The sequence below is a fragment of the Jannaschia sp. M317 genome (assembly GCF_025141175.1).
Classification (GTDB): Bacteria; Pseudomonadota; Alphaproteobacteria; order Rhodobacterales; family Rhodobacteraceae; genus Jannaschia.
Map to the genome: position 1 here is coordinate 2,586,625 of NZ_CP081155.1, position 23,733 is coordinate 2,610,357.

25 protein-coding genes and 1 tRNA gene are annotated in these 23,733 nt (G+C 64.7%); 14 read left to right on the plus strand and 12 right to left on the minus strand.

Annotation, left to right across the window (positions count from 1 at the left end; all coding sequences use genetic code 11):
• Positions 1–22 precede the first annotated feature (22 nt).
• The 5 genes from K3551_RS13115 to K3551_RS13135 all read right to left on the minus strand — a co-directional run bounded on the left by K3551_RS13115 (position 23) and on the right by K3551_RS13135 (position 3,404).
• Complete coding sequence (locus K3551_RS13115; protein ID WP_259913992.1) at positions 23–589, minus strand: GNAT family N-acetyltransferase; 567 nt, start codon at positions 587–589, stop codon at positions 23–25.
• Complete coding sequence (locus tag K3551_RS13120; protein ID WP_259913995.1) at positions 586–1,188, minus strand: LysE family translocator; 603 nt, start codon at positions 1,186–1,188, stop codon at positions 586–588. The genes K3551_RS13115 and K3551_RS13120 overlap by 4 nt, the downstream gene beginning before the upstream one ends.
• A 156-nt stretch (positions 1,189–1,344) precedes the next feature.
• Positions 1,345–1,614, minus strand: coding sequence for a 50S ribosomal protein L27 (rpmA, locus tag K3551_RS13125; RefSeq protein WP_259913997.1), 270 nt, complete (start codon positions 1,612–1,614; stop codon positions 1,345–1,347).
• Between the two features lie 6 nt (positions 1,615–1,620).
• Complete coding sequence (locus tag K3551_RS13130; protein ID WP_259913999.1) at positions 1,621–2,343, minus strand: 50S ribosomal protein L21; 723 nt, start codon at positions 2,341–2,343, stop codon at positions 1,621–1,623.
• A 203-nt stretch (positions 2,344–2,546) separates the two neighbouring features.
• A complete protein-coding gene (locus K3551_RS13135) occupies positions 2,547–3,404 on the minus strand; it encodes a hypothetical protein (protein WP_259914000.1) in 858 nt (285 codons plus the stop codon).
• 149 nt (positions 3,405–3,553) lie between these two features.
• On the opposite strand from K3551_RS13135, the gene K3551_RS13140 reads away from it, so the two are divergent.
• A tRNA-Ser gene (locus K3551_RS13140) sits at positions 3,554–3,643 on the plus strand.
• A 55-nt stretch (positions 3,644–3,698) separates the two neighbouring features.
• Here K3551_RS13140 and K3551_RS13145 read toward each other — a convergent pair.
• Genes K3551_RS13145 through K3551_RS13160 form a run of 4 tightly spaced genes read right to left on the minus strand, consistent with a single transcriptional unit; the run spans position 3,699 to position 7,648 of the window.
• Complete coding sequence (locus K3551_RS13145; RefSeq protein WP_259914003.1) at positions 3,699–4,772, minus strand: LacI family DNA-binding transcriptional regulator; 1,074 nt, start codon at positions 4,770–4,772, stop codon at positions 3,699–3,701.
• Positions 4,753–6,063, minus strand: a complete 1,311-nt coding sequence (hisD, locus tag K3551_RS13150; protein WP_259914005.1) for a histidinol dehydrogenase — start codon at positions 6,061–6,063, stop codon at positions 4,753–4,755. The genes K3551_RS13145 and hisD overlap by 20 nt, the downstream gene beginning before the upstream one ends.
• Before the next feature lie 7 nt (positions 6,064–6,070).
• Complete coding sequence (locus tag K3551_RS13155) at positions 6,071–6,559, minus strand: ester cyclase (RefSeq protein WP_259914008.1); 489 nt, start codon at positions 6,557–6,559, stop codon at positions 6,071–6,073.
• A 9-nt stretch (positions 6,560–6,568) separates the two neighbouring features.
• Positions 6,569–7,648, minus strand: a complete 1,080-nt coding sequence (locus K3551_RS13160) for an ABC transporter ATP-binding protein (RefSeq protein WP_259914009.1) — start codon at positions 7,646–7,648, stop codon at positions 6,569–6,571.
• Between the two features lie 223 nt (positions 7,649–7,871).
• Between K3551_RS13160 and K3551_RS13165 the strand changes: the two genes are divergently transcribed.
• From K3551_RS13165 to K3551_RS13180, 4 genes are all read left to right on the plus strand, one after another.
• The gene (locus K3551_RS13165) at positions 7,872–9,095 is read left to right on the plus strand and encodes an ABC transporter substrate-binding protein (RefSeq protein WP_259914011.1); all 1,224 of its coding nucleotides are present in this window, start codon (positions 7,872–7,874) and stop codon (positions 9,093–9,095) included.
• Positions 9,096–9,167: 72 nt separating this feature from the next.
• Positions 9,168–10,196, plus strand: coding sequence for a carbohydrate ABC transporter permease (locus K3551_RS13170; protein WP_259914013.1), 1,029 nt, complete (start codon positions 9,168–9,170; stop codon positions 10,194–10,196).
• 3 nt (positions 10,197–10,199) lie between these two features.
• Positions 10,200–11,081 carry a carbohydrate ABC transporter permease gene (locus K3551_RS13175; protein WP_259914015.1) on the plus strand — a complete coding sequence of 294 codons (882 nt, stop codon included), beginning with the start codon at positions 10,200–10,202 and terminating at the stop codon, positions 11,079–11,081.
• Positions 11,082–11,090: 9 nt separating this feature from the next.
• Positions 11,091–12,113 carry an ester cyclase gene (locus K3551_RS13180; RefSeq protein WP_259914017.1) on the plus strand — a complete coding sequence of 341 codons (1,023 nt, stop codon included), beginning with the start codon at positions 11,091–11,093 and terminating at the stop codon, positions 12,111–12,113.
• On the opposite strand, the gene hemN is transcribed toward K3551_RS13180, so the two are convergent.
• On the minus strand, positions 12,110–13,450 hold the full coding sequence (gene hemN / locus K3551_RS13185) for an oxygen-independent coproporphyrinogen III oxidase (RefSeq protein WP_259914019.1): 1,341 nt from the start codon (positions 13,448–13,450) through the stop codon (positions 12,110–12,112). The two genes, K3551_RS13180 and hemN, sit on opposite strands and share 4 nt — an antisense overlap.
• 68 nt (positions 13,451–13,518) lie before the next feature.
• Here hemN and fnrL point away from each other — a divergent pair, with 68 nt between their 5' ends.
• On the plus strand, positions 13,519–14,256 hold the full coding sequence (gene fnrL / locus K3551_RS13190) for a transcriptional regulator FnrL (RefSeq protein WP_259914029.1): 738 nt from the start codon (positions 13,519–13,521) through the stop codon (positions 14,254–14,256).
• 24 nt (positions 14,257–14,280) lie between these two features.
• Here the strand turns inward: fnrL and K3551_RS13195 are convergent, their stop codons facing one another.
• Complete coding sequence (locus tag K3551_RS13195; protein WP_259914031.1) at positions 14,281–14,499, minus strand: tautomerase family protein; 219 nt, start codon at positions 14,497–14,499, stop codon at positions 14,281–14,283.
• 167 nt (positions 14,500–14,666) lie between these two features.
• Between K3551_RS13195 and ccoN the strand changes: the two genes are divergently transcribed.
• The 8 genes from ccoN to ccoS all read left to right on the plus strand — a co-directional run bounded on the left by ccoN (position 14,667) and on the right by ccoS (position 22,658).
• Positions 14,667–16,271, plus strand: coding sequence for a cytochrome-c oxidase, cbb3-type subunit I (gene ccoN / locus K3551_RS13200; RefSeq protein WP_259914034.1), 1,605 nt, complete (start codon positions 14,667–14,669; stop codon positions 16,269–16,271).
• A gap of 117 nt (positions 16,272–16,388) precedes the next feature.
• A complete protein-coding gene (gene ccoO / locus K3551_RS13205; RefSeq protein WP_259919614.1) occupies positions 16,389–17,063 on the plus strand; it encodes a cytochrome-c oxidase, cbb3-type subunit II in 675 nt (224 codons plus the stop codon).
• Positions 17,064–17,075: 12 nt separating this feature from the next.
• Positions 17,076–17,300: a cbb3-type cytochrome c oxidase subunit 3 gene (locus K3551_RS13210; protein ID WP_259914037.1), complete on the plus strand. Its 225-nt coding sequence runs from the start codon at positions 17,076–17,078 to the stop codon at positions 17,298–17,300.
• The gene (gene ccoP / locus K3551_RS13215) at positions 17,297–18,175 is read left to right on the plus strand and encodes a cytochrome-c oxidase, cbb3-type subunit III (protein ID WP_259914051.1); all 879 of its coding nucleotides are present in this window, start codon (positions 17,297–17,299) and stop codon (positions 18,173–18,175) included. Before K3551_RS13210 ends, ccoP begins: the two co-directional genes overlap by 4 nt.
• 238 nt (positions 18,176–18,413) lie before the next feature.
• Positions 18,414–19,952, plus strand: coding sequence for a cytochrome c oxidase accessory protein CcoG (gene ccoG, locus K3551_RS13220; protein WP_259914061.1), 1,539 nt, complete (start codon positions 18,414–18,416; stop codon positions 19,950–19,952).
• The gene (locus tag K3551_RS13225) at positions 19,952–20,419 is read left to right on the plus strand and encodes a FixH family protein (protein WP_259914063.1); all 468 of its coding nucleotides are present in this window, start codon (positions 19,952–19,954) and stop codon (positions 20,417–20,419) included. The genes ccoG and K3551_RS13225 overlap by 1 nt, the downstream gene beginning before the upstream one ends.
• Positions 20,416–22,515: a heavy metal translocating P-type ATPase gene (locus tag K3551_RS13230; protein WP_259914065.1), complete on the plus strand. Its 2,100-nt coding sequence runs from the start codon at positions 20,416–20,418 to the stop codon at positions 22,513–22,515. Before K3551_RS13225 ends, K3551_RS13230 begins: the two co-directional genes overlap by 4 nt.
• On the plus strand, positions 22,512–22,658 hold the full coding sequence (gene ccoS, locus K3551_RS13235) for a cbb3-type cytochrome oxidase assembly protein CcoS (RefSeq protein WP_259914067.1): 147 nt from the start codon (positions 22,512–22,514) through the stop codon (positions 22,656–22,658). The genes K3551_RS13230 and ccoS overlap by 4 nt, the downstream gene beginning before the upstream one ends.
• On the opposite strand, the gene K3551_RS13240 is transcribed toward ccoS, so the two are convergent.
• On the minus strand, positions 22,655–23,677 hold the full coding sequence (locus K3551_RS13240) for a LacI family DNA-binding transcriptional regulator (protein ID WP_259914069.1): 1,023 nt from the start codon (positions 23,675–23,677) through the stop codon (positions 22,655–22,657). The two genes, ccoS and K3551_RS13240, sit on opposite strands and share 4 nt — an antisense overlap.
• Positions 23,678–23,733 lie beyond the last annotated feature (56 nt).

Below are 23,733 nucleotides of genomic sequence, written 5' to 3' on the forward strand. Positions count from 1 at the left end.
TTACGCCCCGCGTGCGTCAGCCTCAAGTCATCTGACGGATATAGGTCCATTGGGGCACGATTGCCCCACGCGCCACCGAGAAAGCTTCGGCGTCACCGATATAATCGAACCCCGCGTTGGTCAGAACGCGGGCGGATGGCGGATTGTCCTGAAACACCTTGCCGAACACCTGGGCATTGCCAAGTGGGTTCGCCTGCATGAGACCTGTGACGGCTTCGCTGCCCAGGCCCTTGCCCCAAACGGACGGCGCGACCCAATAGCCGATTTCAGCCTGATTGCGGTCCATCGGATGCAATGAAATCAAACCGACCAGTTCCCCCAAGGCGATGTCGACCGCGTCCATCACCCAGACGATTTCCCCATCCGGGTCCGACATGCAGCGCGTCACAAAGGCATCGGTGGCACCGGGGGGCAAGGGATGCGGAATCGTGGTGGTCATGCGCGATACGCGCAGGTCGCCGGCGTAATGGTCGATCAGACCCATGTCGGATCGGCGCACCGGTCGCAGGGTCAGGCGCGACGTCTTAACCACGGCCTGGTCGGCGGTGGCGACAGCATCCAGACGAACGGGAGCTTTCTGTGGGGTCATGTCGTTCCTCCTCCGAACAGCACGAACAGGACGCTGGCCACGGTAAGCGCGGCCAAGGTCCACATCAGGTAACGTTCTGCGGCGGTGCCGCGAATGTGACGGGCCATGAGGCTGCCGCCCCAGGTCCAAAGCGGGTGCATCAACAGCTGGCACCCCAGCAGCACCGCCGCGATGGTCGCCGTCGCCTCCAACGACGGCGTCCCCGGGGCCACGAAGGCGGTGAAACCGCCGGTGATCATGGCCCAGGCCTTGGGGTTGAGCGGATGCACGATCAGGCCCGCGGCAAACCCGGGTGCCCGCGCGTCCTGACCTTCGCCCAGGCGCATGTTGGCCACCTTCCAGGCAAGCCAGATGATATAGGCCGCCGACACCCATTTCAGGGCTTCGAAGATCAACGGCGCACGGGCGGCCATTTCCATCAGGCCGAAGCCGACGGGCCAGATGATCAACTGCTTGCCAAGTGCCACACCTGCCACGAACGGCAGCGCCGCGCGCAAGCCGAAGCGCGCGCCCGTGGCCATGAGCGCCAGGTTCGCGGGACCAGGCGTGCCAACCTGGGACGCCGCAAAGATCGCAAAGGAGGCGACGGCCACGCTCATGCTCTTGCCCACCGGCCGAGGCAGAACGCAGGCCGCATCAGGGCGGGCAATCGAGACTGCGTGGCATACATGGCGTGGGTCCTTTGCGGGCCCGGAAAGGACAAAGGGGACCGGCTCTCGCCGATCCCCTGAATGCTTGAAACCTTGAGGTTCGGCTTACTCGGCGGCCTCCGCCACCGGGAGAACCGAAATATAGGTGCGGCCCTTGAAGCCCTTGCGGAACGTCACGGCGCCTTCGGTGGTCGCAAAGATCGTGTGGTCCTTGCCTTGACCCACGCCTTCACCCGGCCACCACTTGTTGCCGCGCTGACGCACGATGATGTTGCCCGCGATCGCGGCCTGACCACCATAGAGTTTCACGCCCAGGCGGCGACCAGCAGAGTCGCGGCCGTTACGGGAGGAGCCACCGGCTTTTTTGTGTGCCATTGATCTTTACTCCTGTTCTGCGGCGAAGGTCTTCGCCTGGTCGATCCAACCGTCGCGCTCAATGCGACCTTTGAACGACAGCTTGTCATCCATATAGGCGATTTCGTCTGATCCCCAAGCGGCGATCTGGTCGAAGTGGAACACGCCATTCTCGTGCAGCAGGCCTTCCAGCTTGGGACCAACGCCGGAGATCTTCTTCAGATCGTCGGCACCACCCTCGCGGGCTTCCTTCAGCAGGTTCGCAGGCTTGGTGCCCGACAGCTCGGCCACTGGGGCTTCGTTGTCGGCAACCTTGGCAGCCGGAGCGGCCTTCTTGGCGGGCTTCGCAGCCTTCTTGGCGGGCGCTGCCGCCTCAACCGCGGCAGCGGAGACAGAGCCGGAACCGATAGCGGCCTTCACGCCGGTCGCATCCGCGCCGGAGGCCAGGATCTCGGTCACGCGCACCAGCGTCAGCTTCTGCCGGTGGCCCTTCGTCCGCTTGGACGAGTGCTTGCGGCGGCGCTTGACGAAGTGGATCAGCTTTTCGCCCTTGATCTGGTCGATCACGTCGGCCTGAACGGCGGCGCCGTCCACGGTCGGCGCGCCAACGGTGACCGTGTCACCGCCCAGCATCAGCACTTCGTTGAACTGGATCTTCTCACCGGCTTCGCAAGCCAGCTTTTCGACACGCAGCACGTCACCTTCAGTGACCCGGTACTGCTTGCCTCCGGTCTTCAGAACGGCAAACATTCCGCTCTCCTTGATCTGTCGCGCCCTGTGGTCCCCTTTCGGGTGTTCGCGCGGCCCCCACTTGGGAAGGCACCGCACCTCGGACAGCGTGCCCTCTGGGGGCAAAGTTACGTCGCATCAAGCGACTCAAAATAGGAACGGGCCGCAAGTTCCCTTACGGCCCGGCGTCCCTATCTCAGGGCGACCCGATCATGTCAAGCAGCTCAGGTATCGGTTTGCAGAATGAACTCCGCCGCCGCCCGACCCAGATCGTACGAAGTCACTTCGAACACGCGCCCGAACCCGTCGAACATCGCCGCGTTATAGCGTCGTCCGGCATCGGTGCGCGAAAAGCTGACATAGTCTTGCAGCTCTCCGTCGCTCAGCGGCGCATAGGCGATCATCAAATAGGCGTCGAGCCAGTCTTCGGTCGCCGAGCGGATCTCGCTCTCCTGCTCCCGGACCATAGCCAGCATCTCCATCTCGCCCAACCGTTTTACCATGGCGCCGCCATCCGACAGCCCACGATAAAAGGCAAAATTGGCGTTCATCCCCGCCGACACATTGGTCGTCACCAGGTCCAGGGCGTCTTTCAGATCCGCAATCAGCGCGGCGCGCGGGGTCATCGCCTCGATCAACACGGCAGAGGCGCTCTTGGCCTGCATCTCGATCTCACTGTCGAGCATGGCACGCCGGGCCGAAAGCTCCCCTTCGATCACGGATCGCCCCAGATGGCTGGAAAAGAAGCGTTGCGCCGCAGCGGCGTCGCCGGGACGCAGCATTTCCTCCAGGCTGGCGCGGATCAGCGGCGTCAGGCGGTCCGGAGACTGAATGCGACCGACAACCGCGCCCCAGCGATCACCGCCCCGGCCCGGAAACATCGCCGGCTCCAACGAGCGGCCATGGCGCGCGCCCTCGGTGGCGACCACCTGCATCAAGGCGGGCACGCCCGTCACCTCCAACAGGTCGGTCAGTTCGTAGCCGGCCATCGGGGCCGCCGTCGCCGTCTCGGCCCGCGCCCCGTCCCAACCAAACACCGACACCAGGCAGACCGCAGCGGTCATCAGCATAAACGGTTTCATCGACTGCTCCTCGGTTCGTTCCGGAATCGGACCACAGGCAAACAGCCTTGCAAAGGGTCGCATCAGAAATTGTGGCGAAGTGATGATTTCCCGTCTCATCCACTTGCACGCCTCCGGCAACCTGCCTAAAGACGCGCCACCACTGGTGCGGAGAGGTGCCGGAGTGGTCGAACGGGACGGTTTCGAAAACCGTTGTGGATGCAAGTCTACCCAGGGTTCGAATCCCTGTCTCTCCGCCATCCCCCCAGATACCGACCCACTGCATCCATCGACACAGGTGGGCCGTGGCCGTGGTCAATTGCCGGGACGGCGTGCGGAGCTGCGCAGGATCAGCGGTCCTTCGATCTGGATGCGTTGCGCCGGTCGGGTTGGGTCCTTGATCTGGTGCAACAACGTCTCGACCGTGGCCTCGACCATCCGGTTGAGCGGTTGGCGCAGGGTCGTGAGGTCGTAGGCCCGCCAGGCCGCTTGCGGCACGTCATCGTAGCCGACCACCGAAACGTCACCCGGAACCGATAGTCCCATTTCGTGCCGCAGGGTGTCGAGCACCGCCAAGGCCATGTGGTCGTTGCCCACGAAAATCGCATCCGGCACCCGGTGGGCGGCCATCAGATCGCGCGCCGCCTGCGCCGCGACGCTGCGGTCATACATGCCGTCAATGATTGCGACCGGTGTCATCCCCGCCGTGGCCATCGCCTCTTCAAAGCCAGAGCGGCGGTCGCGCCCGGTAGAGGATCCCTGCCACCCCGCGATATGGGCGATATGGCGGTGGTTTCCGGCCAGCAGGAACTCGGTCACCCGGCGCGCGCCATCGACGTTCGCGGACGTGACAGAGGACAGGCCGACCCCTTCCTGCCCCCGGTTGAACATCACCACGGGGATGCCGGCCGCGGTACACCGCGCAGTCAAGGCACCCGTCATGTCGACCGATGCAGTTATGATGCCATCGACGCTGTAGTCCGTCAGTTCCTGAACGACGGTTTCGATCGCTTTGGGATTGTTTTCGGCCATGAAGACCAGGATGTGATAGCCCTGCGCCTGCAACTGCATCGACAGACGTTCCAAGGCCGCAGGGTAAAACTGATTGTCGAGGTAGGCCACGACCAGGCCGATGATCTTGCTTTGCCCCGTGACCATGGCCCGTGCCAGCGGATTGAGGCGATAGCCAAGTTCGGACGCGGCGCGGCGGACCTTGTCTGCGGTGGCCGCGCTGGCCGAGGCCCCCGAAAATACACGGCTGACCGCCGATTGGCTGACCCCCGCGCGGCGCGCAACGTCCAGGGATGTGACCCGTCCGGTCACCGCATCGGCAGGGGCGAGCGGCCCCTGCCCTGTGTCGGTGTTTCTGTCACTCGGCCGCCGCGCCATAGGGCACGTTCTGCCCGCCATAGCGCCGCACCCGCAGGTTGCACTGCTCGGCGTGGCCCACGAACCCCTCCAGCATGCACAGCCGCGACCCGTAGGCCCCGATCTCGGCGGCAGCCGCGTCGGACGTCACCTTCTGATAGCTGTGGGTCTTGAGGAACTTGCCGACCCAGAGGCCGCCAGTATAGCGCCCTGCCTTCTTGGTGGGCAGGGTGTGGTTGGTGCCGATCACCTTGTCACCATTGGCGACGTTGGTGCGCGGCCCCAGGAACAACGCGCCATAGCTGTGCATATTCTCCAGGAACCAATCGTCGCGGTCGGTCATGACCTGCACATGTTCAGAAGCGATATCATTCGCGACGTCAAGCATCTCCTCATAGGTTTCGCACAGGATCACCTCGCCGTAGTCCCGCCAGGACGCCGAGGCGGTGTCGGCGGTCGGCAGGATCGTCAGGATGCGGTCGATTTCGACCAGCGTTTCCTCGGCCAGCTTGCGCGAGTTGGTCAGCAGGACAGCGGGCGAGTTGTAACCATGTTCGGCCTGCCCCAGCAGGTCGGTCGCGCACATCTCGGCGTCGACCGTGTCGTCGGCGATGACCATCGTTTCGGTCGGGCCCGCAAACAGATCGATCCCGACGCGCCCGTAAAGCTGCCGTTTGGCTTCGGCAACAAAGGCGTTGCCGGGGCCAACCAACAGATCGACAGGCGCCATCGTCTCGGTGCCGATGGCCATGGCACCGACGGCCTGAATGCCGCCCAGCACATAGATCTCGTGCGCCCCGCCCAGATGCATGGCGGCGATCACGGCGGGGTTCGGCTTGCCCTTGAACGGCGGCGTGCAGGCGATGATGCGCGGCACCCCCGCGACCGAGGCCGTGGCCACGGACATATGAGCCGAGGCAACCATCGGAAACTTGCCGCCCGGCACATAGCAGCCGACCGATTGCACGGGGATGTTCTTGTGCCCCAGAATGACGCCCGGCATCGTTTCCACCTCGATGTCGAGCATGGAGTCGCGTTGCGCCTGGGCAAAGTTGCGGACCTGCTGCTGGGCGAACTTGATGTCCTCCAGGTCGCGGGGCGCGACTTCTGCGATCAGGGCGTCGATCTGGTCCTGGGTCAGGCGGAAGGCGTCGGGCGTATAGCCGTCGAATTTCTCCGACAGGTCGCGCACCGCCAGGTCCCCGCGCGCCTCGATATCGGCCAGGGTGCCTTCGACGATGGCGCGAACCTTGGCGTCGTCCTCGGCCCGCTCGGTGTCCGGGCGGCTTGTCTTGAGGTATTCGATGGTCATCGGGGTCTCACTCGGGTTTTGCAGGTTGCGCGTCGCCGCGGTCATAGGTTTCCCAACCATGGCCCTCGAACACGTCGCGGCCCAGTTGCATCATGACACTTGCGAAATCGACAGACACCGGGTTGTCGGCGATGCGCCCGTCCTCGACGCGCCAGAAATCCATGTATGGAATTTTCACGCGCTTTCCGGTCGCCGGAATGCCCATGAATTCGCCGCTATGGGTGGCTTCGATATGGCCAAAACAGGCGGCCCATTCGCCGTCCGCCATGAAGTGTTCGGTCTTGTAGTCCCGCTCGGTAAAGGCGGCGCGGATCGGGAATTGCCAGTTGCGCTGAAACTCCTCGACACCTTTCTTGAGGCCGCAGCCCTGATTTCCACGCCAGACGAAGTCTTCGTGGAAATACTTCGTCATGTCCATTTCGTTGCGGGCCAGCCCCTCTTCCATCCGTTTGACGGCGGCGAGGCTTTCGGCAGTTTGGGTCGCGTGATCGGTCATCGGTAACTCTCAGACTTGGGCATCGGGGGTCCAGCCACGACCATCCAGACGCTCGCCCGAGGCGGCATCGAACAGGTGGCAGATTGCGGGCGGAATGCTGAACGCCGCCGGAGATCCGATCTCCGCGCGGAAATCCTTGGGCGCCTTGACGGAGGCAAGTCCGCCGCCCGCCTTGACGGTGATCATCGTCGCGTCGCCCAACAGCTCCAGCGAATAGATCGGCGCGGCGATCTGGCCATCCGCCGGGGCCAAGGCAGCATCCTCTGCGCGGTAGCCCAGCACCACCTTGCCGTCCTTGTGGGCCGGCAGGCCAGTCACGCGCACGTTCTTGCCCTCGAACACGCCGTCTTTCAGCGTGCCGTCCAGCAGGTTCATCGCGGGGCTGCCGATGAAGCTGGCCACAAAGGTGTTCGACGGGGTGTCATAGATGTCCGTCGGCGTACCGACCTGCTGCACCACGCCCTTGTTCATCACGACCACACGGTCGGCCAGGGTCATCGCCTCGATCTGGTCGTGGGTCACGTAGATCGTCGTCACCTGCAATTCATGGCTGAGGTTCTTGATCTGTGCCCGCGTGGATACGCGCAGCTTGGCGTCCAGGTTCGACAGCGGCTCGTCCATCAGAAAGACGTTGGGTTGACGGACAATCGCACGGGCCAGGGCCACGCGCTGCCGTTGACCGCCGGACAACTCGGCGGGGCGGCGGTGCAGAAAATCGTCAAGCTCCACCATAGCCGAGGCGCGGCGCACCCGCGCGTCGTGTTCCGCCTGCGGGATCTTGCGAACCTTCAGCGGGAAGCGGATGTTTTCGTAGACATCGAGGTTGGGGTAAAGCGCGTAGCTCTGGAACACCATGGCCACGTCGCGATCCTTGGGATCCAGGTCGTTGACCCGCTGTCCGTCGATCAGGATGTCCCCACCGGACGCTTCCTCCAGACCGGCGATCATCCGCATCGTGGTCGTCTTGCCGCAGCCCGACGGCCCAAGCAAAACAAGGAATTCACGGTCAGGAATGGTAAGGTCGAAATTGTCGACGCCCACAAAATTTCCCCAGACCTTCGAGATGTTTCTCAGCTGGACTTCAGCCATGGCGCGACTCTCTTTTTTGCATTCGAATGCAAAATAACTAGGCTCGTTTCTGTTTACTTGGCAAGAAATCTTTGTCCCAGCGGCTTCGATGGTGAAAATTCTTGCAATCGTATGCGACGGCGGGTCACCTTTGACGAATAACAACGCGGTCGCTCGATTCGGGTGGCCGATATCCTTAGGACAGGCGCGGGCATTCCGCGTCTCCGACACGGAGGTCACGACTATGAACCACAAGACAACAATCGCGGTCGCAGGCGCGCTGGCCCTGGCCGGCGGCGCGGCACAGGCCTGCGAAATCGGCGCTGACGTTTCTATTCTCGGGAACGATTTCGGGCCCATCCACGCAATCGTCGACCGCGCCAGCGCCTGCACAGGCGCCGAAGTCGAGGCCAACCTCACGACCGAGCACCGCGACATCCAGGTCGCCGCGCTGACGGCCAGCCCGGCGCAATATTCCGTGGCCATCGTCGCAAACAGCTCCATCGTGCCACTGCTCAACGACGATCTGATCCGCCCGCTAGATGATTTGGTCGCCAAGCACGGTCAGTCCATCGGCAAGGGCCAGCTGATCACCGTCGGCGGCAAGGTCATGGCCGTGGCGTTCATGGCAAACGCCCAGCACCTGTTCTACCGCGCCGACATCCTGGAAGCGGCTGGCGTCGAGGTTCCAACGACCTACGAAGACGTCGTCGCGGCGGCCAAGGCCATCGAAGACGCGGGCATCATGGAAGATCCCTTTGCCTTGAACACCGCCACCGGTTGGAACCTGGGCGAAGAGTTCGTGAACATGTACCTGGGACACGGCGGCACCTTCTTCGAGCCCGGCTCGGCCGCGGTCTCGATCAACAACGAACAGGGCGTCGCGACGCTGGAGATGCTCAAGGCGCTGACCGAGTATTCCAAGCCCGACTTCCTGACCTTCGATTCCAACGCGACGACCGCGCTTTGGGAATCGGGCAGCCTGGCGCTGGCGACGATGTGGGGGTCGCGCGGCGCGCCGATCCTCGACGACGAAGGCTCCACCGAGGCGATCGTGGCGAGCACCGTTCTGGCCGCCGCCCCCAGCGTTGGCGGCAACGATACACCGGCCACCACCCTGTGGTGGGACGGCTGGACCATCGCCAAGAACCTGTCGGACGAAGCCGCAGAAGCAGCCTTCATCGCGATGACCCATGGTATCGATCCGGCCATCCTGGAAGAAAACAACGACCTCGCTGTCTGGCTACTGGATGGCTATCGGCCCGCCCCCGCAGCCGCCGGCGTCTCTGCCAGCGCCCAGGCCGGTGCCAAGCCCTATCCGATGGTTCCCTACATGGGCCTGCTGCACACCGCTGCCGGCAACGAGCTGTCGCAGTTCCTGCAAGGCCAGGAATCGGCTGAACAGGCGCTTGCCGATATTGAAGCTGCCTATACGACGGCAGCCAAGGAACAGGGCTTCCTGAACTGATCCGATCAATCCGCAGCCGCCCCGGAAACGGGGCGGCTTCTTTCTTCGCAGGCTAACCCGGAGAGCCGCGACATGCCTCACAGAACATTCATTTGGTTCATTCTTCCGTCCCTGTTGGCCATGCTGCTGTTCATCGCGGCACCGCTGGTCTCTGTGGTGATCCAGTCCCTTCATATCGAACACGAACAGGTCGTGATCACCGTCGAGAACTGCGGCCCCTTTGGCTGCACCGAAGAGACGATGGTGGACAACGAAGCGACCGCCGCGCTGCGCGCCGAGGCCCCGCTGGGCCGGTTCAACGGGCTGAGTACGTATTTCGACCGGGGCCACCTTGCCACGCAGGAATTCGCAGCCGCCTGGGCCGAGGCAGACGGCATCGCCGATTTCACCAACCGCTTGATGAACCTGCCGTTCTATCGCGCCCTGGGTTTCACGCTGGCCTATACCTTCATCGTCACGCCGCTGACGATCATCCTGGGTCTGGCCATCGCGTTGGGCGTCAACGGCCTGCCGCGACTGTTGCGGGGACCGACGATCTTTTTCTCGTTGTTGCCGATGATCGTGACGCCGCTGATCGGGTCGCTGATCCTGTTCTGGATGATCGACGCCGAAGGCGTGATCGGCGCGACGCTGCAAAACCTCACGGGGGATCCGAACCTGTCGCTAAAAGGCTCGCCCGCACTGACATGGGTGACCTTGATGGTCTACGGCACCTGGAGCTCTGCGCCCTTTGCCTTCATCGTCTATTACGCGGGCCTGCAGACAGTCCCAGGCGAAACCCTGGAGGCCGCGATGATCGACGGGGCCAGCCGTTGGGAACGCATCCGCTACGTGGTCATCCCGCACCTGGCCCCGCTGACCGTCTTCATCATGCTGATCCAGTTCATGGACAACTTCCGCGTGCTGGAGCCGATCATCGGCTTCTCCGCCGAAGCGAATGCAAGTTCGCTCAGCTACAATATCTTCAGCGACCTGCGTGGCGACACGGCACGCTTCAACTCTGCCGCCGCAACCTCGGTGCTGACGGTGCTCGGCGTGGCGGTCCTGCTAACCCCGGTGCTGATCCGCACCTGGCGTGACTTCAACCGGAAAAGGGTCTGAGCCATGAGCGACGCCGCAAACAAGCGTTCCCCCGCCGTCATCTGGGCCTCGACCGCCTTCGTCCTCGTCTGGCTGCTAATCGCCGCCTTCCCGTTCTTCTGGACGGTCTGGGGCTCCTTCAAGGTAGAGGCGGACTTCTTCTCCAAGGCCGACTGGACCAACGCCTTGTCCGGAACCCGCACAATCGCGGAAACCGGCTCTGCCTTTACGCTCCGGGGCTATGAAGGGGCCTGGATCGAAGAGGAGTTCTGGCGCGCGACATTGAACACCTTCATCGTCGTGGTCTTTACCGTCATCATTTCGCTGACGCTGGGCACGTTGGGTGGCTATGCGCTGGCGCGTTCCGGCTATCGCTATGCGTTCTGGCTGCTGATGCTGGCGCTGGTTTTCCGGGCGATGCCGCACATCACGCTGGTGTCCGGCTATCTGCTGCCGTTTTTCGAATGGAATCTCTGGGGGCATTTGCCTACGACGATCATCGTGCTCGTCGCAATCAACCAACCCTTCACGCTCTGGATGCTGCACTCCTTCTTCCTCAACATTCCCAAGGATCTGGACGAAAGCGCGATGGTCGACGGCTGTACCCGGTTTCAGGCATTCCGCCATGTGATCGTGCCGGTCATGTGGCCGGGTGTGATCACCACGGGCCTGTTCAGCTTTTTGCTGGCCTACAACGATTTCACGGTCACCGCCCTGCTGCTCAATCAGGAAAACCAGACCATGGTGCCCAAGATCGCCTCGTTCCTCGGGTCCGTGTTTGAAGCCGGGAACGTGATGTTCGCAGTGGCCGCGGTCGTTTCGGCGACGGTGCCGCTGTTCATCCTGATCCTGTTCTTCCAGCGTCAAATCGTCAGCGGCCTGACCGCCGGTGCCGTCAAAGGATAAAATCAAGACATGACTTTCCAGGCCGAAAAGGCGCTGGTTTCGGAACATTACGCGGCCCTTGCGAAAGCAGGGGCCGCAGATGTTGCGGCGACCCTCGCCAAAAGAACATCAGACGACTGGCTATGGCGTGGCGTGCATCCGTTCCACGAACAAACGGGCGCGGCGGATGTAGCCGCAACCTTCTGGACCCCGTTTCTGACCGCGATGTCGCGGGTACAGCGGCGCCAGGACATCTTTATCGCCGGGCACAACGGCCTGGACGCGGCCCATGGCACCTGGGTCATTTCGATGGGCCATCTCATGGCGCTGTTCGACAAGCCGTTTCTGGGTATCCCCCCCACACGCAAGATCGCCATGCTGCGCTATGCGGAATTCAACCGCGTCGCTGACGGCAAGATCGTTGAAACCGCGTTCTTCTGCGATCTGATCCATCTCATGCACCAGGCGGGGCTGAACCCCCTGCCCCCGCAGACCGGGGCCCATCTGGTGCAGCCGGGTCCGGCGACCCATGACGGGCTGCTGTTCGGTGACAGCGACCCGGCCGAAGGTGCCAAGACGCTGGACCTGATCGAGCGGATGATCCGCGACATCGGCCGCAACTCCAACACCGGCGAGGGCAGCACACCCTATGACGCCACCCCCCAGGATGAGCTGTCACGCTGTTGGCATGACGACATGCTGTGGTGGGGGCCCGACGGGATCGGCGCGACCTACACCATCGACCGTTACATAGAGCAACACCAAAGACCGTTCCGGACACATCTGAGCAACCGGACCTTCAACGGACATGTCTGCCGCCTGGGCGAGGGCAACTTCGGCGGCTTTTTCGGCTGGCCCAACCTCACGATGACCCCGGTGGGGGGCTACATGGGGTTACCAGCCGGTCCCCCCGCCGACATGCGCGTCGTCGACATGTATCGGCGCGACGGCGACAAGCTGGCCGAGAACTGGATCTTCATCGACATGCTGCATTTTCTGAACATGCAGGGGCTGGATGTTCTGGGACGGATGGCGGCGCTGGCGGTGCGCTAGACCGCGACGCTGTGGCGACCGGCCTGGGTGACGTAGCCGTCGAACTCGGCGGCGATCATCCGGGCCAGGTGCTCCGCCTCGGGCAGGATGGCGACCCTGTTCCCGCGGCGCACCATTGCCCCCGGCCAGGCGGCCATGGCGCGGTCGATCAACTGACGGATCATTGCCGGGTCCGAGCTGTCGTCGGCGTCCAGAGCGAAATCGCACAGCAACCTTTCGATCGCGGCCCCCCGCACCCGGTCATCCGACGTCAGGGTATGACCGCGCACGACCGACAGCCGCCCCGCCTGAACCCGTGCCTTCCAGTCGGCGGTCCGGGCGGCATTCTGGGCAAACCCGTGGGGCAGCATGGAAATCGCCGATGCACCCAGCCCGACCAGGTATCCGGCATCATCGGTCGTATAGCCCTGAAAATTGCGCCGCAGCCGTCCGTCACGTGCTGCGGTGGCCAACGGATCATCCGGGCGAGCGAAATGGTCGATGCCGATCCGTTCGAACCCGGCCTGGACCAGCCGCGCCCTCGCCAGGTCGAACATGGCCAGGCGGCCCTCGCCATCGGGCAAGGCATCGGCCTTGATCATGACCTGTCGTTTGGACGCCCAGGGAACGTGGGCATAGCCGAACAACGCGATGCGGTCCGGGTCCAGTGTCTCGGCCAGGTCCAGCGTGTCGCGCAGTGTCGCCTCGGTCTGATGCGGCAATCCGTAAAGCAGATCGAGATTGATCCCCGTGATGCCCCGCGCCCGCAGACCGTCGATGGCCGCCTTGGTCTGAGCAAAGCTCTGGTGCCGCCCGATGGCGTCCTGAACCTGCGGCGCAAAATCCTGCACCCCCAGACTGGCACGGGTCACGCCCGCCTCGGCCAGGGCGTCCAGCCGGGCTTCGCCCAGTTCGGTCGGATCCACCTCGACGGATACTTCGGCACCGGGGCGCAGCGGGAACAAGTCGCGCAGCCCCGCGAACAGGCGCAACAGCAACGGCGCAGGCAGCAACGTCGGCGTGCCCCCGCCCAGATGCAGATGCGACAGACCGACGCCAGCAGGCAGGGCTGCGGCCACCGTCTCCGCCTCGCGCAGCAGGTCGTCGACATAGGGGGCCAACGGCGCGTCGGTGCGCGTGCCCTGGGTCCGGCAGGCACAGAACCAGCACAACCTGCGGCAGAACGGAATATGTGCGTAAAGGGATATGGCGGCCCCCGCAGGCACCGCGCCCAGCCAGCGCCCCGCAACCTCGGGTCCGACCGATCCGTCGAACTGCGTCGCGGGCGGGTAGCTGGTGTAGCGGGGCACGCGAGCGGTCAAGGCGCGGGCGGTCAGGGCCGGGTCGAACTGTGTCATGTGGACGGAATGCCGCGTTCGGGCGGATCGCGCCTTGATGCAGGTCAACACCGGTGCGAAACAAGGGTATGGTGAAACTTGATCCCTTTCTCGCCCTCGCCTCTGACGATTGTTCCAATTGTCCGATTCGCCACCGTGCCGTCTGCGCATCCTGCGAAGGGGAGGAATTGGAACGTCTCGCAAGGATGAAGTCCTACCGCAGCTGGAAAGCCGGTGAGACGATCGTCATGGAGGGCGACGCTCTGCCCTTTGTCGGCTCTATCGTGTCGGGCTGCGCCACGCTGACACGCTCGATGGAAGACGGGCGGATGCAGATGGTGGGTCTGCTCATGCCGTCGGATTTCGTGGGCCGCCCCGGGCGAACGACTGCCCCCTACGAAGTGGTGGCCGCCACGGACGTGACCCTGTGCCTGTTCCGGCGCAACAGCTTTGAGGACATGATGCAGGACACGCCGCATGTGTCGTCGCGCCTGCTGGAAATGTCGCTTGATGAACTGGACGCCGCGCGGGACTGGATGCTGGTTTTGGGCCGCAAGACAGCGCGCGAAAAGGTCGCGACCCTGCTGGCGATCGTGCTGCGCCGGGCCGCCACCAGCGGCCACCCGCTGCGCGCCGAACTGCCCCTGACCCGCGAAGCGATGGCCACCTATCTTGGCCTGACCATCGAAACCGTCAGCCGTCAGATCGGAGCCCTGAAACGCGACGGCATCATCCGGCTGGAAGGCAAACGCGGCGTTCTGTGTGACGATCTGGGCGCGCTGTTGACCGAAGCGGGCGACGACGAAGACGGGGCCGTCCTTGGCTAGGACCCAAGGGCCGCGCCCGCCCTGCTAACCGCGTCGCCGCATGGCAAGCGCGTCTTCGGTCGTCAGAACGTTGCCCGCATACCCGTAAGAGCCGCTGCGCACGTCATGGATCCTGACTGATGTGCCGCCTCTGATCGTCTCGCCGGCGACAGACCCAAAGGCATCGGTCACGCGGCGAATGATCTCGGCCTTTTCCGCGTCCGAGAAAACACCTTCGAGAACCTGGATATCAATGGACGGCATGGGCCACGCTCCTCTGGGGGTCCTGATACCTAGACACTATTTCGCCGCCCATCCCCCTTGTCCACCGCGCGCTTGACCCAGATCAAGGCTGCACATCGCAACCCATCCTAAGCCCAGCCTCGAAGGGGTCCGTTTGACGACCCCTCTGAGACGGAAGGGACGACCGGATGGACTATTTCAAGCTCGTTGCATTCGGGCTGGTCGGGTTGCTTGCGGCTATTTTGGCCAGCAAGGCACACGACGCAGCCTATATGTTGCACGCAATTATCATCATGTTGCTGTCTGCGGGGGCCTTCCTGTGGACCCTGCGGCACATGGAAACGGGGGCCCCGCGCGTCGTGGCCGCCGAAACCGGCTATATGGACGGGCCGATCCGCTATGGCGTGATCGCGACGGCGTTCTGGGGCGTGACCGGGTTCCTCGCCGGGACGTTCATCGCGTTTCAGCTGGCCTTTCCGGAGCTGAACTTCGACTGGGGTCAGCCCTTCACGAACTTCGGTCGCCTTCGCCCGCTGCACACCAGCGCGGTGATCTTCGCCTTTGGGGGCAACGCCCTGATTGCCACGTCCTTTTATGTGGTGCAGCGAACCTCGGCTGCGCGTCTCTGGGGCGGCAATCTGGCCTGGTTCGTGTTCTGGGGCTACAACCTGTTCATCGTTCTGGCGGCCACCGGCTACCTGCTGGGCGCGACCCAGTCCAAGGAATACGCCGAACCCGAATGGTACGTGGACATCTGGCTGACGCTGGTCTGGGTAGCCTACCTGGCCGTGTTCCTGGGCACGATCCTGAACCGGAAAGAAAAGCACATCTACGTGGCGAACTGGTTCTTCCTGGCCTTTATCGTCACCGTCGCGATGCTGCATATCGTCAACAACCTGTCGATCCCGGTCAGCATCTTCGGCTCCAAATCGGTGCAGGTCTTTGCCGGTGTACAAGACGCGATGACGCAGTGGTGGTATGGCCACAACGCGGTCGGCTTCTTCCTGACGGCGGGCTTTCTGGGGATGATGTACTACTTCGTGCCCAAGCAGGCGGGCCGCCCTGTATACAGCTACAAGCTGTCGATCATCCACTTCTGGGCGCTGATCTTTCTGTACATCTGGGCCGGTCCGCACCACCTGCACTACACCGCGCTGCCTGACTGGGCCTCGACCCTGGGCATGGTGTTCTCGATCGTTCTGTGGATGCCCAGCTGGGGTGGCATGATCAACGGTCTGATGACGCTGGAAGGTGCCTGGGACAAGATCCGCACCGACCCGATCATCCGCATGTTCGTGGCGTCGCTCGCCTTCTACGGGATGTCGACCTTCGAGGGCCCGATGATGTCGATCCGCGCGGTCAACTCGCTGTCGCACTATACGGACTGGACCATTGGTCACGTGCATTCGGGCGCGCTGGGCTGGAACGGGCTGATCACCTTTGGCTGCCTCTATTTCCTGACGCCAAAGCTGTGGAACCGCGCGCAGATGTACTCGGTGCCCGCGATCAACGCGCACTTCTGGCTCGCGACGGTCGGCATCGTTCTCTACGCCGCCTCGATGTGGGTCACCGGCATCATGGAGGGCCTGATGTGGCGCGAAGTGGATGCCAACGGCTTCCTCGTGAACTCTTTCGCCGACACGGTTCAGGCCAAGTTCCCGATGTATGTCGTGCGCGGCCTGGGCGGGGTTCTCTACCTCAGCGGTGCGCTGATCATGGTGTGGAACATGTGGATGACCATCCGCAGCCCCCGCACCGCCGCAAACGCCGACAACGCCATTCCCGCGGAGTAAACGGATATGACCGATACGAAAAATCCCCGCGATCCGAACGCAACCCCGGAGGCCCCGGCCTCCGGCACCGAGAAGATCACCTTCCATCAGCGGTTTGAACGCAATGCAACGTTGCTGATGGTCGGCTCCTTGTTGGTGGTGACGGTGGGCGGCATCGTCGAAATCGCACCGCTGTTCTGGCTGGAAAACACCATCGAGGACGTGGAAGGCATGCGCCCCTACACCCCGTTGGAGCTGACCGGGCGGGACATCTACGTCCGCGAAGGATGCTATGTCTGCCACAGCCAGATGATCCGCCCGATGCGCGATGAGGTGGAACGCTACGGCCACTACTCGCTGGCGGCGGAATCGATGTACGACCACCCGTTCCAATGGGGCTCCAAACGGACGGGGCCGGATCTGGCACGGGTCGGCGGGCGCTATTCGGACGAATGGCACGTCGATCACCTGCGCGATCCGCAGTCGGTCGTGCCCGAAAGCATCATGCCGAAATACGCCTTCCTGGCCGATACCAAGCTGGAGACGGAGCACGTCGGCGACCTGGTGGCCACGCACCAATTCGTGGGCGTCCCCTACACCGACGAAATGGTCGAGATGGCGCGCGCCGACATGGCCGTGCAGGTCGATCCCTTCGGCGACTACGACGGGCTGCAGGAACGGTATCCCGGCGCGCAGGTGCGCAACTTCGACGGACTTCCCGCGCTGACCGAGATGGATGCGCTGGTGGCCTACCTTCAGATGATGGGCACGCTGGTGGACTTCTCCACCTTCGAACCCGACGCGAGCCGTTGAGGAGACGCGACCATGGACCTCTATTCTATCCTGCGTGAATTCGCCGACAGCTGGGCGCTGCTGGCCTTGTTCACCTTCTTCATCGGGATGGCGCTGTTCGTGTTCCGTCCCGGATCCAAGGCGCTGCATGCGGACGCGGCCCAGGTGCCGCTGCGCGAACGCGATACGCCGATGACCTGTGCGGGGGCCTGCCCGGCCTGCACCTGCGCCACGATCCCGGAAGGGGGTGCGAAATGAGCGGCAAGCGTCTGGACGAAGCCACCGGCACCGAAACCACCGGCCACAGCTGGGACGGCATCGAAGAGCTGAACACACCCCTGCCCCGCTGGTGGCTGTGGACGTTCTACGCCACGATCGTCTGGGGGATCATCTATGTGATCCTCTACCCTGCCTGGCCCCTGGTGTCGGGTGCGACCAGCGGTGTGCTCGGCTGGTCCACCCGCGGCGAGGTGGCCGAACAGATCGACGCGGTGAACCTGTCCAACGCAGAGCTGATCGACAGCCTGACGACAACCGATCTGGCCGTTCTGCCTGCCAACGAGGCGCTGCATGGCTTTGCCATTCAGGCCGGGGCCTCGGTCTTTGCCAACAACTGCTCGCAATGCCACGGTCGTGGCGCGGCCGGGGTGCAGGCGGCGGGCTATCCCAACCTGCTGGACGATGACTGGCTTTGGGGCGGCACGTTGGACGACATCGCACAAACCGTCCGCCACGGCATCCGCAACGACGAAGACCTGGACGCCCGCTGGTCCGAGATGCCCGCCTTCGGCGAGATGCTCGAGGACGAGGAAATCACCACTCTGGTCGCCCATGTCCGCAGCCTGTCCGGCCTGACCGAGGCCCCCGGCACGGCGGGCGAGGAGCTTTACCTCGACAACTGTGCGTCCTGCCACGGCGACAACGGCCTGGGCGACCGCGTGGTCGGTGCCCCGAACCTGACGGACGCCATATGGCTTTACGGCGGCTCGGCGGAAGACGTGGAATACACGATCCGCAATGCCCGCTTTGGCGTGATGCCGCCCTGGCAGGGCCGCTTGGGCGAAGCCCAGGTCCGCGCCGTGGCCGCCTACGTCCACAGCCTCGGCGGCGGCGAAGCGCAAATCGGCGAGTAAAGGAACGCCCGCGCTGGTCTGAGGGGACCGGCGCGTGGCCAGCGGCCGGCTTGAGGGAGCCTGGCCCACGCCCCCGGTGTCCATCCGCACCGGGGGTGTTTTCATTTCGGCATCGGTGCCTGCGGCAAACTGACTTCGCACGCGGTTGGACCGCGCGCTTGATCCACGTCAAGGAAGCCACCGCGCCTGCGTGCAATCCAACGGCCAGCGGACTCCCTCCCCCGCGAAGGATCGACCAATGACAGACCAACCACTTTTTGCCGCGCAGGAACCCATCTTTCCCCGCAAGGTCCGCGGCACGTTCCGCAACCTGAAATGGGTCGTGATGATCGTGACCCTGGGCATCTATTATCTTGTGCCCTGGATCCGCTGGGATCGGGGCCCGAACCTGCCCGATCAGGCCGTCCTCGTGGATCTGGCCGGACGCCGGTTCTATTTCTTCTGGATCGAGATCTGGCCGCACGAATTCTACTTCGTCGCGGGCCTTCTGATCATGGCGGGGCTGGGGTTGTTCCTGTTCACCTCGGCGCTGGGCCGGGTTTGGTGCGGCTATACCTGCCCACAGACCGTCTGGACCGACCTGTTCATCCTGACCGAACGCTGGATCGAAGGCGACCGCAACGCCCGTGTCCGCCTGTGGAAGGCGAAATGGGACGCCCACAAATGGCGGCTGCGCCTGACCAAATGGGTGATCTGGGGGCTGATCGGTCTGGCGACCGGGGGGGCTTGGGTGTTCTATTTCGCGGATGCGCCGACCCTGCTGGGGGATCTGGTGACCGGACAGGCGCACCCGGTGGCCTATACCACCATGGCGATCCTGGCCTTTACCACGGTCCTGCTGGGTGGCTTCGCACGCGAACAGGTCTGCATCTACATGTGCCCCTGGCCGCGTATCCAGGGCGCGATGATGGACGAAGGCACCCTGACCGTCGGTTACCGCGACTGGCGCGGAGAGCCGCGCGGCAAGCCCCGTCAGAACCGAGAGGGCGACTGCATCGACTGCATGGCCTGCGTGAACGTCTGCCCCATGGGCATCGACATCCGCGAAGGTCAGCAGATGGCCTGCATCACCTGCGCGCTGTGCATCGATGCCTGCGACGAGGTGATGGACAAGATTGGCAAGCCGCGCGGCCTGATCGACTATCTCGCCCTGTCCGACGCGCCGCCCGACACCCTGGCCGAACGTGTGGCCGCCAATCCCATCGGCATCCGCGCCACCGGTGACGCCAGCACGATCCCCGCCCCTGGTGCCCCCGCCCCCGCGCCCAATGCCAGCCCGGTGCCGATCCTGACCCGCGCCGACATCAAGGGATGGAAGCCGCAGCCGGTCTGGAAACACATCCTGCGCCCGCGCACGATCTTCTACACGATTGCCTGGGCATTGATCGGCGTGGCCCTTGTCGTCGCGCTGTTCATCCGGCCGGAAATCGACATGACCGTCGCTGCGGTCCGCAATCCGACATATGTGACCCTGTCGGACGGGACGATCCGCAATGCCTATGATATCCGCCTGCGCAACAAGCACGGCGAGGCGCGCGATTTCCACCTGTCGCTGAACTCGGACGAGATTCTGCGCATCGTGGTCGAGGGCCGCGACGATCTGGTCGTCCCCGTGCCCCCGGACAGCACCACCCGCACCCGCGTCTATGTACAGGCCCGGCCGGGCGATCCGGCGGCAGGCGCCAACCGCGTCGACCTGCGGTTCTGGGTCGAAGACCTGATCAGCCAGGAACGCGCCTACGTCGACACCCACTTTCTCGGAACGGAGAGCAACTGATGACTGCCCTGCTCACAGGCCCGCTGACGGGCCGCAAGGTCCTCGCCATTTTCACCCTGCTGTTTGGCACGATCATTGCCGTAAACCTGACGCTGGCCTTCAACGCCGTGCAGACCTTTCCAGGGCTGGAGACGAAGAACAGCTACGTCGCCTCGCAGAAATTCGACGCCGAACGCGCCGCGCAGCAGGCGCTGGGATGGCAGGTCGCCGCCCATGTCGAAGGCGGGATCCTTGTCCTGGACCTGCGCGACGCGCAGGGGGGGGCCGTGGGCACTGCGGACATCTCGCTGACGCTGGGCCGCGCCACCAACGTGGCCGACGACCAGACGCCCGCATTGGCCTTTGACGGCACCGTGTGGCGTGCCCCGGTCGACGTGGCGCCGGGCAACTGGGACATCCGCATGGTCGCCACGGCCGAAGACGGCACCACCTTCCGGCGCCGCATCAAACTGGGCCGCATCCAATGACCGCCTTCGCCGATCCCGCCGATCTGCAGACGCCCGCGCCTATCCGCAGCCTGATCCTGTCGGTGCCCGACATGCGTTGCGCCGGGTGCATCGGCGGGGTGGAGGGCGCGCTGACCGCCCTGCCCGGCGTCACCGGGGCCCGCGTCAACCTCAGCGACAAGCAGGTGCGCGTGACCGGTGCGGACCTGGACGCCGCGCCGCTGATCGCGGCGCTTGACCGGGCCGGTTTTACCGCCGCCGAGGTGGACGCCGCCGCGCTCGCCCCCACCACCGACGCCGAAGGCCGTCGCCTGCTGTCGCGGATCGGCGTGGCCGGGTTCGCGATGATGAACGTGATGATCCTGTCGGTCGCGGTCTGGTCCGGCGCGACCGAGGCGACGCGCACTCTGTTCCACTGGATTTCCGCCCTGATCGCCGTGCCCGCCTTGGCCTATGCGGCGCGGCCCTTCTTTGCCTCGGCGTTGACCGCGTTGCGGGTGGGGCGCGTCAACATGGATGTGCCGATCTCGCTCGCCATCGTTCTGGCGGCGGGCGTGTCGGTGCACGAAACCTGGATCGGCGGGGCCGAGGCCTGGTTCGATGCCGCCCTGTCCCTGACGCTGTTTCTGCTGATTGGCCGCTACCTCGACCATCGCACCCGGCGTGCTGCCCGGTCCGCCGTGGCCGCCTTGACCGCGCTGGAGGTGCCGCGCGCCACGCTGATCGACGAGGCGGGCGCGCGCGCCGTGCCGACGGCGGACCTGCGTGTCGGTGACCGAATCCGCGTGGCCCCCGGCGCGCGCATCCCCGTCGATGCCGAGGTTCTGGACGGCTGCGCCGATCTGGACCGGTCACTGATCACGGGCGAAAGCTTGCCCGTCCGTATGACGCCCGGCATGGCCGTCGCCGCCGGGGAAATGGTGCTGGACGCGCCCCTGACCCTGCGCGCGACAGCCGTGGGCGAGGATACGTCGCTGCGCCGCATGGCCCGCGCCGTGGCCGTGGCCGAAGGCGCGCGCGGGCGGCACGTGGCCCTGGCGGACCAAGCCGCCAAGATCTATGCGCCGCTGGTACACGGGTTGGCCGCCGCAGGGTTCCTGGGCTGGTGGCTGACGACGGGGGATGTGCACCACGCGATCCTCGTGGCCGTCTCGACCCTGATCATCACCTGCCCCTGCGCGTTGGGCCTGGCCGTGCCGACGGTGGCTGTCGCCACGTCTGGCCGGTTGTTCCGGGCGGGGCTTCTGCTGACCTCCTCCACCGCGCTGGAACGTCTGGCCCAGGTCGATGCGTTGATCCTGGATAAAACCGGCACGCTGACCACGGGCACCGCCCGATTGGACCATCTGGACGCCGAGGCGGCCTCGGTCGCGGTCGCGCTTGCCCGCACGTCGGATCATCCGGTGGCGCGGGCGGTCATGGCCGCCCTGCCCGACGTGCCCGCCGCCGAGTTGACCGACATTCGGGAAAATGCAGGCACGGGGATGACCGCGCTCTGGCACGGGAAACCGGTGTCACTGGGCCGTGGCGCGCAGGGAACCGAGCTGGGCCTGCCAGGCCGCGCGCCCATCGACGTCTCGCCGGTGGAAACCCTGCGCCCCGGCGCGGCAGAGTTGATCCGCGCCGCACAGGCGCGCGGCCTGCCCGTGACACTGCTGTCCGGGGACAGGACCCGCGCGGTGCAAAAGGTGGCCGCGGACCTGGGCATTCCCGATTGGCGGTCCGAAGTGTCCCCTCAGGACAAGCTGGACCTGTTGCGCAGCGAGGCCAAGGCCGGCCGCCAAGTCCTGATGGTCGGCGACGGGTTGAACGACACCGGCGCGCTGGCTGCGGCCCATGCCTCCATCGTGCCGGCGACCGCGCTGGACGCGGCGCGGGTGACCGCAGACGCGGTGCTTCTGGGCGGTGACCTGTCGGTCATCGCGCAGACCCTGCGCGCGGCGCGAACGGCACGGGCGCGGATGTTGCAGAACTTCGGCCTGGCTGCCGCCTATAACGCGATCAGCATCCCCTTTGCGCTGGCAGGCCTTGCCACACCGCTGATGGCGGCGGCCGCGATGTCGGCCTCGTCGATCTTCGTCGTCCTCAACGCCATCCGCCCAGAAAGGAAGTCATGAACGTTCTGGTTTTTCTGATCCCGGTGTCGCTGTTGCTGGGGGCCTGCGGGCTGCTGGCGTTCCTCTGGACCCTGCGCAAGGGACAGTACGAAGATCTGGAGGGCGCGGCGGCGCGGATGCTGACCGACCGCGACCCGAACTAGGTCCTTGGGCGCGTCGTCTCGCCCACCAACAGATCAAGCGGCAGATCGACCGTGGACGGACCTTCGCCCCCGCCCCCCCGCAAGCGGGCCAGCACCATCTGCCCGGCCCGCCGTCCGATTTCCGTGCGCGGCGTGCGGATGGTGGTCAGGCGGGGGTGGATGCCGTCGCGCATCTCCAACCCGTTGAAACCGCCGATCGCGATGTCGCCCGGCACGGCCATCCCCTGTCCCATGCAGTGAAACATCGCGCCAAGGGCCAGGTCGTCGTTGGCAAAGAACAATGCGTCCAGGTCGGGATGCGCGCCCAGCAGGATCTGACAGCTTTCCGCCCCGGCTGCGAAGGACGACGCCGCATCCGTGATGTGGCGCGCGGCCAGGGGCGTGCCCAGTTCCGCCAGACGTTCCTCAAAGGCCAGCCGCCGTTTCAGCGACCGCACAGGCCGTTCCCCCCAGGCCCCAACATAGCCGATCCTGCGATAGCCGTTGGCGTGCAGGTGATCGGCCATCAGACGCCCTGCGCGCCGCTGCGAAAAGCCGACGCTGCTGTCGATGGGGGCGCCGTCGGTGTCCATTACCTCCACCACCGGACACTCTGCCGCGCGCAGCAGGGCGGCGGACCCGTCGCTGTGTTCCAGGCCCGAGATGATCACGGCAGAGGGGTTCCAGGACATCAGGTCGCGCAGCACCTCTTCCTCCTCTGCCATGTTGTAGTGGGTCAGGCCCAGAACGGTGCGGAACGACGTGCCGACGAACGCGTCGTTGATGCCGTCCACGATGTTGGAAAAGACGTGATTGCTCATCGAGGGGACGATGACGGCGATCAGATCGGTCGTCTGACCGCGCAGTGATCCGGCGATCCGGTTGGGCGTATAGCCCAGATCCGTCGCCGCCGCCTGCACCTTGGCGCGCAGCTTGGCGGAAATGTGCGGCGCATCCCGCATCACCCGCGACGCAGAGATGAGGCTGACGCCTGCCTGCGCCGCGACATCCTTCAAGGTCGGTTTGGTGCTGTGTTTCATGGTCCGCCCGGTCGATCATTCGGCGTCAGGCTACGCCGTATGATTCCCGTTGACAA